Source organism: Sphingobacterium psychroaquaticum (assembly GCF_900177625.1).
GTDB classification, from domain to species: domain Bacteria; phylum Bacteroidota; class Bacteroidia; order Sphingobacteriales; family Sphingobacteriaceae; genus Sphingobacterium; species Sphingobacterium psychroaquaticum.
Genome location: NZ_FXAU01000003.1, coordinates 398,773 through 413,197, shown reverse-complemented (window position 1 = coordinate 413,197; position 14,425 = coordinate 398,773). Strand labels below are relative to the sequence as shown.

At 41.9% G+C, this 14,425-nt stretch carries 11 protein-coding genes; 3 read left to right on the top strand and 8 right to left on the bottom strand.

All coding sequences use genetic code 11. The features are described 5' to 3' along the window. Window positions 1–27: 27 nt before the first annotated feature. Together B9Y69_RS10085 and B9Y69_RS10080 are read right to left on the bottom strand one after the other, a co-directional pair. Complete coding sequence (locus B9Y69_RS10085) at window positions 28–1,824, bottom strand: chloride channel protein (protein WP_200811779.1); 1,797 nt, start codon at window positions 1,822–1,824, stop codon at window positions 28–30. 7 nt (window positions 1,825–1,831) lie between these two features. Continuing rightward, complete coding sequence (locus B9Y69_RS10080) at window positions 1,832–2,773, bottom strand: hydrogen peroxide-inducible genes activator (RefSeq protein ID WP_085472816.1); 942 nt, start codon at window positions 2,771–2,773, stop codon at window positions 1,832–1,834. Window positions 2,774–2,887: 114 nt separating this feature from the next. On the opposite strand from B9Y69_RS10080, the gene B9Y69_RS10075 reads away from it, so the two are divergent. Continuing rightward, window positions 2,888–5,056 (top strand): S46 family peptidase, encoded by a 2,169-nt coding sequence (locus B9Y69_RS10075; protein WP_144036541.1) that lies wholly within the window; start codon window positions 2,888–2,890, stop codon window positions 5,054–5,056. 39 nt (window positions 5,057–5,095) lie between these two features. On the opposite strand, the gene B9Y69_RS10070 is transcribed toward B9Y69_RS10075, so the two are convergent. The 6 genes from B9Y69_RS10070 to pdxH form a co-directional block, all read right to left on the bottom strand. Beyond that, a complete protein-coding gene (locus tag B9Y69_RS10070) occupies window positions 5,096–6,589 on the bottom strand; it encodes a M14 family zinc carboxypeptidase (RefSeq protein WP_085472815.1) in 1,494 nt (497 codons plus the stop codon). Window positions 6,590–6,597: 8 nt separating this feature from the next. Then, a complete protein-coding gene (locus B9Y69_RS10065) occupies window positions 6,598–7,653 on the bottom strand; it encodes a S66 peptidase family protein (protein ID WP_085472814.1) in 1,056 nt (351 codons plus the stop codon). 4 nt (window positions 7,654–7,657) lie between these two features. Beyond that, window positions 7,658–8,995, bottom strand: coding sequence for a dihydroorotase (locus B9Y69_RS10060; protein WP_085472813.1), 1,338 nt, complete (start codon window positions 8,993–8,995; stop codon window positions 7,658–7,660). A 184-nt stretch (window positions 8,996–9,179) separates the two neighbouring features. Beyond that, entirely contained in the window at window positions 9,180–10,370 is a 1,191-nt protein-coding gene (locus B9Y69_RS10055) for an NADH-quinone oxidoreductase subunit D (RefSeq protein WP_085472812.1), read from the bottom strand. A gap of 6 nt (window positions 10,371–10,376) precedes the next feature. Next, entirely contained in the window at window positions 10,377–10,868 is a 492-nt protein-coding gene (locus B9Y69_RS10050) for an NADH-quinone oxidoreductase subunit C (RefSeq protein ID WP_234991194.1), read from the bottom strand. A 4-nt stretch (window positions 10,869–10,872) separates the two neighbouring features. Continuing rightward, window positions 10,873–11,529, bottom strand: a complete 657-nt coding sequence (gene pdxH, locus B9Y69_RS10045; RefSeq protein ID WP_085472811.1) for a pyridoxamine 5'-phosphate oxidase — start codon at window positions 11,527–11,529, stop codon at window positions 10,873–10,875. Window positions 11,530–11,705: 176 nt separating this feature from the next. Between pdxH and B9Y69_RS10040 the strand changes: the two genes are divergently transcribed. Continuing rightward, on the top strand, window positions 11,706–12,272 hold the full coding sequence (locus tag B9Y69_RS10040) for a YqgE/AlgH family protein (RefSeq protein WP_085472810.1): 567 nt from the start codon (window positions 11,706–11,708) through the stop codon (window positions 12,270–12,272). 62 nt (window positions 12,273–12,334) lie between these two features. Next, complete coding sequence (locus B9Y69_RS10035) at window positions 12,335–14,362, top strand: M3 family metallopeptidase (RefSeq protein ID WP_085472809.1); 2,028 nt, start codon at window positions 12,335–12,337, stop codon at window positions 14,360–14,362. Window positions 14,363–14,425: the final 63 nt, after the last annotated feature.

Below are 14,425 nucleotides of genomic sequence, written 5' to 3'. Positions count from 1 at the left end.
GGAGTATGACTCCTTTCGCTTAACATATTATTCTAAATAGTGTCCTTGCCGAACCAGCAGTGCCCTGTATTTATTAAAGACACTCGCCTTAGAAACAAAACCTAGGTACCTATTGTCTGCATCGACAACCGGCAGAATCCAAACATCATCTCGATTCATTTTCGCCATGACAACTTCCATATTTTCAGACTCCCGAATAATATCATTAGGTTTCTGAACCAGCTTATCAAATGTCTTATCGGCTCCCTCCTCTTCCCCTAATAAGAGTTCGAAAAGTCGCTCACTATAAATAATTCCCAACAACACGCCTTCCTGATCAATAATTGGAAATATATTACGCTTAGAGTGTATAATATCGGACTTCCGATCAATAGGTGTCTCCCACGGATATAACTTCACAAAATTACGCTCTACGACATACCGCAATTTCATCATACTTAAAACTGTTCTATCCTTATCTTCATAAGACAGTAAATCCCCTGACTCGGCCAAGACCTTCGTATAGATGGAGTGCTTCAAAACGGACCTGTTGATTAGATAGGAAATTGATGTTACCAACATCAATGGCACCATTAACGTATAACCGCCCGTTATTTCGGCAATCAGGAAAAGCCCCGTCAAAGGGGCATGCATCACACCCGCCAGCGCCCCGGCCATTCCAGCCATGACAAAGTTTGGCACATTAAGCTGTATAAGCTCCGTCTGATTCATGCCATAAGCAAACGCAAAACCAATCAATCCGCCCATCACCAAACTTGGTCCAAACACGCCGCCGTTTCCGCCTCCATTTAAGGTAAAGAGTGCGGCAAAAGATTTTGCAAACAAGGTGAGAACCGTATAACAAACGACCACCCAGGCCATATCTTTATAATCAGAAAAAAGACTATTCTTGACAATAGCATCAAATTGTCCATCTAAAATTTGCTGTATCGTTAAATAACCTTCTCCATAAAGCGTAGGAAATAGTAGAATAAGTACCCCTAAGGATATGCCGCTGACCCAAACTTTATTATAAGGATTGGTAATCTTTGTAAACCAGCCCTTGACAATCGTACTAATCTTCGCAAAGTAAACACTATAGAGACCAACGACTACAGCTAGAAGCAAATAGAAAAACAAGGCTTCTACTTCCCATTCGGTACTAGCGGTATGGAAGAGTGGTTCACTATACAATAATCGGGAGACTACAGATGCCAAAGCCGCTGAAATCAATAAAGGAATAAAGGCAGGAATAGAAAATTCAGGCAATAAAATCTCAATAGCGAAAATCATTCCAGCAATTGGACTATTAAAAGCACCCGATATACCAGCTGCCGCTCCACATGCTAAGAGCATGGTAATCTCTTTATACTGTAAACCAAAGAATCGTCCTGTATTAGAACCAATAGCAGCGCCACTGTAGGCAATTGGAGCTTCCAAACCGGACGACCCACCGAAACCGACGGTCATCGCACTGGTAATAATCTGAGAATATACATTATGCAATTCGATACGACTAGATTTTCGAGAGATCGAATAAATGATTGGCGTTATCCCGTGTTCAAATTTTTTACCTTTCAAGAACTTGCGGACATACAGAACACTTAAAAGAATACCGATTAATGGAAAAACTAAGTAGAATGAATACTTATAGTGCCATTCAATATCGTCTTGAAGTGTAGACGCTATAAAATGGGTCAGCCCCTTTAAAAGGGCTGCCGCTAATCCTCCAATAATACCAACGGCAAATGCCAGAATGATCATAAAATTTCGATTAGAAATTTTCTGCATCCGCCATCGATTTACCTGTTCTAATTTTTTACGAAACGATTCTTTAATTCTCATACATTAATCACAGTTCAAAGCCCATCACTTCTTTCTTTTTCTTGGTTTTAAAACGCTCAGGTACTACGGCTAATATTTCCATTTTAAGCGCATTGATCGCTTGCTTCTTCACAAAGTTCTGCGGCGTTACAAGGCTGATTTCCCGTACCGGTTCTGGGGATTTAAAATAACGCACCTGATTGAGCTGATCTTCATCATACCCCAAAATACTCATCTCCGGTAAAATTGTTAAACCTCCATTAATATCCACCATTCGTTTCAATGTTTCCACACTTCCAGTATTGTAAGCAAAAGTACCGCTGCCCGCTTGGTTATGCTTATAGTGACAAAGGTTCAACACCTGTCCCCGCATACAATGCCCTTCATTGAGAAGCCACAGCCGCTCGTCGGCCACTTCATCTGTGGTAACCATCTTCTTCTTGAACAAACTACTCTTTTCAGAAACATAGGCCACGAAAGTCTCATAATACAACGGTATTTCTTCTACTCCGCCATCATGTAAAGGGGTCGATAAAATCCCACAGTCCAAACGTCCTACCTTCATTTCCTGCAAGATTCGTTCCGTTGTATACTCCCAAATCTGTAATTCTAGTTTTGGGTATTTTTTCAAGAACGTCGTCAATACATCCGGCAACAAATAAGGGGCTACGGTGGGAATGACGCCAATCCGCAATTCGCCAGATACCTCCCCCTTCTCCTCTTGCAACAATTCTTCAATTTTTTGACTCTCATTTAGAATCACACGGGCCTGTTTAATAATTTTTACACCAATTTCAGTCGGGATAACAGGCTGACGACTTCGATCAAAAATCTTTGCACCAATGGATTCTTCCAACTTTTGAACCTGCATACTTAAGGTTGGTTGCGTCACAAAACAATGCTCCGCAGCCGCCACAAAACTACGATAGGTATCGACAGCTATAATATATTCTAATTGAACAAGCGTCATCTTATAAATTTTAACTATACAAAGATAGCCATTTATTCCCCAAATTCTATGATAAAGCCGTTCTCCGAGAAGGAAATGTTTTATTACCTTTGGGTAAAGTAAAAATGGTTGATTATGATAAAACTAAAATCTAAACACAGTCTCCTGTGCGCGATGTTGTTAGGAATTGGTGCTTTTAATTTTTCTGCTTCGGTGCCCGACGAGGGAATGTTCCCTTTGAGTGAGCTAAGCCGGGCTGGTCTTAAAAAAGCAGGATTAAAGATTTCTGAAAAAGATATTTACAATCCGGGACAAGTAGGTCTCGTAGATGCTTTGGTACAGGTTAGTGGCTGTACAGGTTCTTTCGTTTCTCCGAATGGACTTATTATCACCAATCACCACTGTGCTTTCAGTGCCGTGCAACTTGCCAGTTCTCCAGAATTCAACTACCTAAAGAACGGCTTTGTCGCAAATAATCTGGAACAGGAAATAGAGGCGAAAGGTCTAACGATTCGAATCACAGATTCATACAGTGATGTGTCCAAAGATATCCTTGATGCCGTAGCGAATATCAGCGATCCCAGTGAACGCATCAACCTCATCAACAAAAAAAGAGTAGAACTCGCAAAACAAGCGGAAGCAGAAGACCCAACGATCAAAGCAGAAGTTTCGGAAATGTTCATCGGAAAGAGCTATGTTCTATTCCGATACAAAACCATTGAAGATGTTCGTTTGGTCTATATTCCAAGACAAGACATTGGAGAATTTGGTGGAGAAACTGATAACTGGGTATGGCCGCGTCATACCGGTGACTTCTCTTTCCTTCGTGCTTACGTATCTCCCAAAGGGGCTTCGGCAAAATACGCAAAAGAGAATGTCCCGTATAAACCCAAGAAGCATTTAAAAATAAATCCACAAGGGGTTAATGAAAATGATTTTGTATTTATCCTCGGATACCCGGGACGTACGTTCCGTCACCGTCCTGCGCAGTACATGGATTATCAACAAAAGTTCTTACTACCCTATACATCGGAGCTTTACGACTTTCAAAACCAGGAAATGTATAAAGCAGGCAAGGATAATGTAGCGACAGAGCTTGCTTTGGCAACCCGTATTAAACGCAATGCCAATGTAATGAAGAACTACCGAGGGAAACTCAAAGGCCTTCACAACCTGAGTTTAGTTGCCGGAAAGCAACAAGAAGACCAAGCGCTAGCTCAATTTATAGCCAGCAAACCCGAACTGAAGGCGAAGTATGGTACTTTAATGTCAGATATTGACAACCATTATAAAACGGTATTTCAGGTCGCAAATAAAGAGCTATGGTTCAACAACCTTTACAGTAGCACCACACTCTTGCGCGTTGCTAATACAATCAATGGTTTTAAAAATGTAGTCTTCAAGCAGAACGGCCTAAAGGCACAAGAGGAGGTTTTCAACCTCAACATCGAACAAGTTAAAAGACAGTTGGATGGATTCTATGAAAGCTATAATGCACAGGTAGATCAAGCCATCGCTCAACGTATGTTCCAAGATGCTTATCAATTACAAGATGAAAACCGTATCGCTTATTTCACTAAAAAAGGTTTTTTTAACAAAGAAGATGCGGGTAATTATGTAATCGATGCCTTACAAAAATCGAAATTGAACAGTAAAGAATCATTATACAATACAGTACTAAAAGACTTTACCTCTTTAAAGAGCTATAACGACGAACTGTTAAGCATACAAAGCACACTTGGTGAAGAGATGGATACCTTTAACACGGAACAAAAGCGACGTGAAGGGGTGTTAAACCGATTAATGGGCGACTATGTGGCGGTAAAAGAGATTTATCAAGCAAAAAGCTTTATCCCAGACGCCAACTCAACATTGCGGTTAACCTTCGGTAATATCAAAGGCTACAGTCCAGCTGATGCCACGATTATGAAACCCTTCACCACAGTACAAGGCTTGATCGAGAAGGGAAATTCAGGCCTTCCGGAATTTGAATATCCTGAAACCATCAAAAATGCATGGTTAGCGAAAAACTTTGGTGCCTATGCGAAGAAAGAATTAAATGATGTCCCAGTCAATATCCTTTATAACATGGATACAACAGGAGGCAACTCAGGGTCACCGATCATGAACGCTAACGGAGAGCTGATTGGGGTTAATTTTGACCGCTCTTACGATGCTACTATCAATGACTTTGCCTGGAACGAACACTACAGTCGGTCAATTGGCGTAGACATCCGTTATGTATTATGGATTGCCGATAAGATAGATAATGCCAAATTCATCTTAAAAGAAATGGGCATCTAATAAAAAAGAAAGGCGGATTAAATAATCCGCCTTTCTTTTTTAGTTCACTCTGTTCTTAAAGAAATCCGACTTCGGCTTCTCTTCCAGATTTATCAAATAGCCATTGACGACAGCATATTTGAGCTTCGCCCCTTTTCCTAAAAAGAAATTGGTGGGCCCACTCAACACCAAATTTGGCGCTGCCGTAAAACGTTGCTGTGTAAACAATACGAGGGGCAAATTATGCAACCGTCCATCGCTAATATCTTTAACCTTTACTGCCATATAACCTTCCTTAAGCAGATTCCAAGCATCATCGAAGGACAAGACACTTACGGAATCAATCTCACGCGACCATGTTTTTCCTTGCACCAATTCCAGTCCTTTTGCATCGAACTCATCGTAGCCATATGATTCATCTAAGTCCCCGATATCCTCTACACGTCCACGAACAAAATAATCGCGCCCTACAGTTACCTCACCACGTCGGATCGCGATATCTGTTTTTAATGGAACGGTATCATTACCGAGATCCACATTACGGATCACTACATCGTGCATCTGCGATGCATTGAATGGAATCGCCTCATACGCTTTGTAATCATATTGTTGGTAGGTTCCTTGCGCAATCTCTATTAACGCATTCAAAATAATGATGAAATTCAATTTTCTGATTTCTTGCTTTTCGGGATCTCCTTTCTTACCCCCGGACTCAATCAAGACGGTACTTGCTCCCCACCCTTGAAAGTTATCCCCAAACCCCCGTGGCGTATGTGTATCATCATATTTTGCCACCGCATCCGGAATATAGGCTTGCAGTATCTTATTCATACCGACAATAAGTTGCATCGCTCCCTGCCGAATATCATTGATATCCCGTTCGTAGTTATAGGCCGGGGCTAGTAACGAAATGGTAACCGGATTTTTCGTCTCAGGAACATTATAATAGATATTCTGATCGTGCAGATTAAAGGCATAACGCGGTTTAATTTCCTGCGCCATTTTTCGCAACAAGGCGCCTTCTACCGTCTGTCCATCACGTGCATCCCTATTCATATCAATAAACTGCGCGTTTCGACGCATATAACGTTCCGCTCCATCCGGATTCAGCATCGGAATAAAGTGTAATGTTAAATTCTCCTTCAATAAAGACCGTACAGTATCAAAACCGTCATCCTTCCCTTCCAAAAAATTAAAAAGATCAAACAATGCCATGGTAGCTGTCGGCTCATCGCCATGCATCTGTGACCAAAGCATCACCTTCTTCTTACCCGCGCCATATTGCAGTTTATAAATAGCACGCTGTTCCACCGATTTACCAATCTCCTCCGCAGCGATAATACCCTTTTGCTTATGCTGCTGAATCAACGAATCAACATCACTATGCTTAAAGCGACGATGAAACAAGGCTTTCTCTCGGTATGTCGTAAATGCTGTATTAAACTGTGTTGTATCTAAAACCATAGCGTTTGCATAATCTTCTTTCGAGCGAAACTCATTGGAGCAGGCGCTCAAGCTTGCAAGTAGTGTTAATGTAAAAAATATCCTTTTCATACCTTATGTTAGAGCAAGGCTTGTTCCAATAGTTCAATCGTTCCTTTATCGGCATCCATCCGGGCACGCACACCAACCGGAAGAATAAACTGATTGCTTATATGTCCGATACGTGCTCCCGTATATGCCGGTATTCCCAAAGGTTTGATATAATCATGGAACAGATCCTGAAAAGATAAAGAACCATATCCAGAAGCTGGCTTACACCCGGTGCAATTACCAAAAATAAAGCCTTTTATTTGACCGAGTACGCCAGCGTTCTTCAATTGACAGAACATACGATCTACGCGATCTATATTTTCATCTACCTCTTCCAGAAAAAGGATAGCGCCCTTAAAATCAGGTAAAAATTCAGAACCACATAAACCTGAAATCAACGTCATATTTCCACCCATCAAACGTCCCTCCACGATTCCGGGTCGAATAGTTGTTATCCGATCATTGTAAGGAATCAGACTATCTCCTTTATCCAGTGGATTTTCATATCGCTGCAATTTATTTTGAATAAACTGTTCGTCAAACGCTTTTGCCAACTTATTGGTCCATGTGCTTGAACCCACAGCACCATGAAAGGAGACCAGCCCAGTTTTCGCATAAAAGGCCATAATTAAAGCCGTTACATCGCTATAACCAAGTAATACTTTAGGATTTCTCGCGATTAGATTATAATCAATACGATCCAGCAAACGCGAAGCCCCATTGCCTCCACGCACGCACACAATCCCTTGTACTTCCGGATCAGCAAACATCTGGTGAATATCAGCGATTCGCTGTTCATCGGTTCCTGCTAAATTGCCATAGCGTGCACGAATATGCGCACCTTCTTTGACCTTAAAGCCAAGTGCCTGAAAAACTTCCTTAGTCTGTGTAATTGGCTCTTCGTCTGTCAATGCGCCTGCTGGTGTTATCAAACCAATAGTGTCGCCTTTTTCGAGCGCCCTTGCACGTCGTATTTTAGGATCCGAATCCATGCGAACCTCAGCAGCTAATGTTCTCGTAGATGCTGTTGTCGCATAGGCCGCTACACCGAACCCAAGTGTTTTGAGAAAATCCCGCTTATCCATTAGATTAGCGGTTAAATAACAAGCGATGCCCTGTTCCAACCTCTACGATCTTTCCATCGCTATACGCCACATTTCCGGAAACTAATGTATGCACAATGGTAGACGAAAAAGTATGCCCCTCGAAAGGAGACCACCCACACTTAGACAATATATTGCTCTTTTCTACAGTATAAGGTTGATTTAGATCAACTAAAACTAAATCTGCCCAATAGCCTTCACGTAGGTACCCTCTGCTTTCAATCTGAAAAAGGGTCGCCGTGTTATGCGCCGACTTTTGAACCAACTGTTCCAAAGTAAGCTTCCCTGCTTTCACTAAGTCTAGCAGCGCTTGTAAAGCATGTTGAACCAAAGGTCCGCCTGATGGAGCTTGGAGGTATGGTTGTGCTTTTTCATCCGCCGTATGGGGTGCGTGATCTGTTGCGATCACATCGATATGTCCGTCTAAAAGTGCTTTCAAAATACCATCTCTATCAGCCTCTGTCTTCACAGCTGGATTCCATTTAATAAGATTTCCCTTCGTCACGTAATCCTTATCCGAGAACCACAAGTGATGCACACACGCTTCGGCTGTAATTTTCTTCTCCGCTAAAGGAATAGTATGATCAAACAACTGTGTCTCTTTTGCCGTGGAAATGTGCAATACATGCAGGCGGGCACCGTGCTTTTTGGCTAATGCAACGGCTTTTGAAGAGGACAGATAACAAGCTTCCTCCGAACGAATCAAAGGGTGCATGGTCGCATCAAGGTTCTCCTCGCCATACTTCTCTTTAAATGCAGCCAAGTTCCGCTGTACCGTTTCTTCATCTTCACAATGTACCGCAATTAATGTCGGTGCTTGTGCAAATATTTTCTCGAGAGTCGCTTCGTTATCTACCAACATATTACCGGTAGAGGATCCCATAAAAATCTTGATACCACAAACGTCACGTGGATTTGTTTTAAGCACCTCATCAATATTATCATTGGCAGCCCCCATAAAGAAGGAATAGTTCGCCAAAGAGGTATCTGCCGCAATATCAAACTTATCCTGCAACAATTTCTGCGTTAACGTATTGGGAACGGTATTGGGCATCTCCATAAAAGAGGTCGTACCACCAGCAACGGCCGCTCTACTCTCGTGCCAAATATCGCCTTTATGTGTAAGTCCAGGTTCTCTGAAATGAACCTGATCATCAATAAGTCCAGGTAACAAATGTAACCCTTTCGCATCGATCACTTGATCGGCGGGATGGTTAATCTCTTCGGCAATCATTTCGATGCGTCCATGATTCACGTAGACATCCGCAGTAAAGACTTTTCCTTCGTTAACTAATTGTGCTGATTTAATAAGAATTGATGGCATGTTTTTGTTCTTGTTTGATAAACAAACTTACGAAAAAAAACATTTTTAAAAGAGAAAAAGCCCGCAATCGGGCGATTGCGAGCTTTCCTATTAACCAATTATAAACTTAAATTATGAGACTGCAAATATACATTTTTACCCTATACACTGCAAGACTTTTTTGCGTTTTTATGCATCTTTATGCCTATCTATCCACTTCTCCAAGCACAATATCGATGGACCCCAATATGGCTATCAAGTCCGCAATAAGCTGTCCCCGCCCGAGCTCCGGCAGCACGGAAAGATTATTAAAGCTTGGCCCTCTGGATTTTACACGCTTTGGAATATCCGTTTTCTCTTGCGTTACAAAATAAAAACCCAGCTCTCCTTTAGGATTCTCTGCTCTTACGTAATAATCTTGTGATTTTAAATTGACCTTTTTAGGTACCATGGCCCGTGGGTCAAAATCTGGTGTCCTGTGAAAGTCAGACGCCAGCCTAGCTAAACACTGTTCAATAATCTTCACTGATTCTCTTACCTCGTCAACGCGTACCTTATAGCGATCCCAGCAATCTCCCAATACCCCCATCTCTCCTTTTCCGACGGGAATATCAAATTCTAACTCAGGATACACGGAGTATCCGTCAACACGACGAAGATCCCACTTTATACCTGATGCACGTAGCATCGGACCGCTACAGCCATAATTGATCGCTACATCGGCTGGCAACGCTCCTATATTAGCAGTTCGGGATATAAAAATTTGGTTGTTCGACAACAGCTCATCGAGTTCAACCAATTTCGGTTTAAAGTAATCAATAAACTCCTTGCAACGTTCCTCGAAGCCTACAGGCAGATCATAGAAAAGACCACCGATCCAAATGTAATTATACAACATGCGCGAGCCTGAAGCCCACTCCAGCATATTCATGATATGTTCGCGGTCACGGAAACACCACATAAAAGGGGTGAAAGCTCCAATATCAATCCCGTAAGTTCCAATAGCAATTAAATGAGAAGCAATTCTGTTTAATTCACAAACCAAGACACGGATGTATTCGATCCGTTTCGGAATCGCTCCTTCTATCCCCAGCATGCGCTCTACTCCCATCACAAAAGCATGGCTATTATTCATAGAGGCCAAATAATCTAATCGGTCTGTAAATGGAATGCTTTTCGTATAGTTCATGGACTCTGCATGTTTATCAAAGCAACGATGCAGGTAGCCCAGATGAGGAATAATATCTTTAACGATCTCTCCATCTGTGATAAGCTCCAGGCGTAGTACGCCATGTGTCGAGGGATGTTGTGGTCCCATGTTTATCACCATCTCTTGCGAGGAGATGGAGGCGATCTTCTCTTTGTATTTATCTAATCCACTGGTATAAATAGACATGCTGTATTATTTAATTGAAATACCGTGATATGTTTCAGGATCCTGATAGTCCTTGCGTAAAGGAAATCCTACCCAGTCATCCGGTAATAGGATACGACGCAGATCGGGATGATCGGTAAAGAAAACCCCCATCAAGTCAAAAGCCTCTCGTTCGTGCCAGTCCGCTGTGCGCCACACCTTGGAAACCGAAGGTACTTCCGGCAACTTATCCATTGTTCGCTCATTCTCCACATCAACTTTGAGTACCAGTTGAGTCTGATAGGGAATAGATGTGATATGATAAACGACACTGAAGCGATTCTCAGGATAATGATCTACCGCAGATATATTCGCCAGGAAATCAAAATAAAATCCTTCTGAGTCGCGCAACAACTTGGCAATAGACCGCAAAAAGAAGGGCGACACCTGAATAGCGGGCTGCAACCCATTTCGTTCCACAGCGACAATAGCAGCATCCCCAACATGCGCAGTAATTAACTCTATTACTTTATCCATCATATTTTTAAGGTGCTATTCTAAATCGTGTCCACTGCAGTTCTGCATCACGTTCATACACGACACGATCATGTAACCGGCTACTGCGTCCTTGCCAAAACTCCACATAAACAGGCTCTACAAGATAACCGCCCCAATGTTCAGGTCGCGGGACCGCGTCTTCCGTTTGATAAATCGCTTCCAGCTCAGCTACACGCTCTTCCAAAACCGACCGATCCTTAATTACATGACTCTGGGGCGATGCAATAGCACCGATTTTACTCATCTTAGGACGTGACGCAAAATATTCGTCCGAATCCTCTTGTGGTAATTGACGTACCAATCCCTCAATCCGCACCTGCCTTTGCAACTCCGGCCAAAAGAATAAGAGACTCACTTTGTTATTCCCTAACATGGATATCCCCTTCTTACTTTTATAATTTGTAAAAAAACTAAACCCTTCGGGCTTGATATCTTTTAGCAATACGACCCGAGAAGATGGGTATCCATCGGTACTGTTAGTGGCCAATACCATCGCATTGGCTTCAATTACCTCCGCATTAACGGCCTCTTCGAACCACTTCTTAAATTGTTCAATCGGTTTCGCCAACGTATCCTTTTCATCCAGACTATATTTACTATAATCTTCACGGATCGCGGCTATATCTTTATGGATAATGGACATATAAATCGTGTTTTATACTGTATACAAACTTAACTAAAAGGCATGGAAAACGACGCATAAAAACAGATAGATTAAATAGGGTAAAGCTCATTTTTTTGGAGTCAGAAAAAAAAGTTGTTAAATGAAGCAATTTGTTTTAACTTGATGATAGTTTTAAGGCTTTAAAAAAATAAGATATGTTTAGCGCATTTAACCCCAAAAAAGGTAGCTTGTTGTTGTCTGAGCCTTTCATGCTAGACAGTAATTTTAAGCGGTCTGTTATTTTACTTTGCGAGCATAATACCGAAACCGGCAGCATGGGTTTTATCTTGAACCACCGCTCGAGTTTACTTCTCCAGGATGTTGTACCCAACATAGAGAACGACACGATCCCAATTTACATCGGTGGCCCTGTAGAGATTGAATCATTATTTTTTCTGCATCATATACCAGACAAAATTCCTGGTGGCACCCATCTGATCGACAATATTTATTTTGGAGGGGATTTCAACCAGGTAACATTTTTACTCAATGCCAACATGTTAACCGTGGACGAAGTAAAATTCTTTATTGGCTACGCGGGCTGGGGCAATGACCAACTCGCGCAAGAAATAGAAGAAAACAGCTGGGCCGTACATAATAAATTCCCCAGCGACATTCTTTTTCTGACCGATGGCGAAGACCTTTGGAAAGAAGCACTCATCAGCTTAGGCCCCAAGTATGCGCATGTGGCTAATTTCCCACAGAGCCCGGACTTAAACTAAGCGGCATTTCAAATTACTATTTACCTTTTTTGGGTATTGCCAAAATACCCTAACTTTACCTCATGAGTATATTAAACAGCGTATTTAAGACGGTGCATGATACAGCACCCTTTTCTCAGATAAAAACGAGCGACTACCTACCTGCTTTTGAGCAAGCACTTGCTCTAACGCGAGCAGAAGTAAATCGTATCGTTAACAATACCGAACCTGCATCCTTTGAAAATACGATCGAAGCCATGGCCTTTTCGGGCATGCAATTAGATCGTATCTCTACGATCTTTTTCAACTTACATTCGGCGGAAACGAATGACGAGATGGACCGTATCGCTCAAGAGGTGGCGCCACAATTGGCTGAGCTGGCGAACGACATCACACTGAACCAAGACTTGTTCAATCGAATAAAACAAGTCTACGAAAACAGAGAAAACTTAACATTAACTCCTGAGCAAGAAACACTGCTAGAAAAGTCGTACAAAGATTTCACCAGGAATGGAGCTTTACTCGGTGATGATGATAAAGAGAAATTGCGTAAGATCGATGCTGAATTAGCGGTTGTCAAGTTAAAGTTTGGTGAAAATGTACTGGCCGAAACAAATGCTTATCAATTACATATAACAAAAGAAGAAGACCTACAAGGATTACCTGCCGGTACCGTTGAAGCCGCACAAGGGCTCGCAGAAAGCCTGGAAAAAGAAGGTTGGATTTTTACATTAGATTACCCGAGTTATATCCCTTTTGTAACCTATGCGGATAATCGCGATCTACGAAAAGAAATAACAATTGCGGCGGGCAGCAAAGCCTTTCAAGCCAATGAGTACAATAATGAGGCACATGTACTAAAGATTGTTAATTTGCGTTTCCAACGCGCACAACTCTTAGGATACAACACGCATGCAGACTTCGTTTTAGAAGAGCGTATGGCACAATCGGCAAATAAAGTCAATGAATTTCTAGAAGACCTGCTTGTAAAGGCGAAACCAGCTGCCCTGCGGGAATTTGATGAGCTGCAACAGTTCGCGCGCGATAAAGATGGTATTACCGCTCTTGAAAAATGGGACGGTGCATATTATTCGGAGAAATTAAAACAACAAAAATTTGATCTAGATGATGAGAAATTAAAACCTTACTTCAACTTAGAATATGTTCTTTCTGGCGCTTTCCAGGTTGCGGACAAGTTATTCGGGCTGAAATTCACGGAAGTGGACAACATCGACAAATACCATCCCGATGTACAAACCTTTGAAGTACGTAATGAAGATGGTTCATTGACCGCTATTTTTTACGCAGACTTCTTCCCTCGAAAAGGAAAACGAAATGGTGCGTGGATGACTTCCTTCAAGCCGCAATATAAGTTGGATGGCAAAGAGGAACGTCCGCACGTTTCGATCGTTTGTAATTTCACAAAACCGACAGCGACCCGACCTTCTTTACTCACATTTAATGAAGTAACAACGCTCTTCCATGAGTTCGGACATGCCTTGCATGGTATGTTAGCTAATACTACGTACCCTAATTTATCGGGAACATCGGTCTTCTGGGATTTTGTAGAACTGCCTAGTCAGATTATGGAAAACTGGTGTTATGAACAAGAATGTTTAGCCCTCTTTGCCAAACATTACGAAAGCCAAGAATCCATCCCGATGGAGCTGATCACTAAAATAAAAGAATCGGCCTCCTTCCAGGAAGGCATGGCAACTATGCGACAATTGAGCTTCGGTTTGCTGGATATGGGATGGCATGGTCAGGATCCCTCTACGATCTCGCAAATAAAAGCGTTCGAAAACCAACATTTTGCTTCTACAAAGCTATACCCTGATGTTCAAGAAAATGCGATGAGCCCGTCCTTTTCTCATATTTTCAATGGTGGCTATGCTTCGGGTTACTATAGCTACAAATGGGCTGAAGTTTTGGATGCCGATGCATTTGATTACTTTCAACAGCATGGCATCTTCAACAGGGAAATAGCTGATAAATTTAAAGACAATATCCTTTCAAAAGGAGGGACAGAACATCCGATGATTCTTTATAAAAGGTTCCGCGGGCAAGAGCCTCGCGTAGAGCCATTACTAAAAAGAGCAGGCCTCCTTTAGGTGACAAAAAAACTAAGAAAAAAGCTTTCTTTTAAGAAAAATCATCTGTAACTTTAAGGACAA

Coding starts and splice junctions, on each gene's coding strand:
- pdxH (WP_085472811.1), bottom strand. CDS start 11,529: ATGTCCATTATCCATAAAGATATAGCCGCGATCCGTGAAGATTATAGT.
- B9Y69_RS10065 (WP_085472814.1), bottom strand. CDS start 7,653: ATGGATAAGCGGGATTTTCTCAAAACACTTGGGTTCGGTGTAGCGGCC.
- B9Y69_RS10055 (WP_085472812.1), bottom strand. CDS start 10,370: ATGTCTATTTATACCAGTGGATTAGATAAATACAAAGAGAAGATCGCC.
- B9Y69_RS10075 (WP_144036541.1), top strand. CDS start 2,888: ATGATAAAACTAAAATCTAAACACAGTCTCCTGTGCGCGATGTTGTTA.
- B9Y69_RS10080 (WP_085472816.1), bottom strand. CDS start 2,773: ATGACGCTTGTTCAATTAGAATATATTATAGCTGTCGATACCTATCGT.
- B9Y69_RS10085 (WP_200811779.1), bottom strand. CDS start 1,824: ATGAGAATTAAAGAATCGTTTCGTAAAAAATTAGAACAGGTAAATCGA.
- B9Y69_RS10035 (WP_085472809.1), top strand. CDS start 12,335: ATGAGTATATTAAACAGCGTATTTAAGACGGTGCATGATACAGCACCC.
- B9Y69_RS10060 (WP_085472813.1), bottom strand. CDS start 8,995: ATGCCATCAATTCTTATTAAATCAGCACAATTAGTTAACGAAGGAAAA.
- B9Y69_RS10040 (WP_085472810.1), top strand. CDS start 11,706: ATGTTTAGCGCATTTAACCCCAAAAAAGGTAGCTTGTTGTTGTCTGAG.
- B9Y69_RS10070 (WP_085472815.1), bottom strand. CDS start 6,589: ATGAAAAGGATATTTTTTACATTAACACTACTTGCAAGCTTGAGCGCC.
- B9Y69_RS10050 (WP_234991194.1), bottom strand. CDS start 10,868: ATGATGGATAAAGTAATAGAGTTAATTACTGCGCATGTTGGGGATGCT.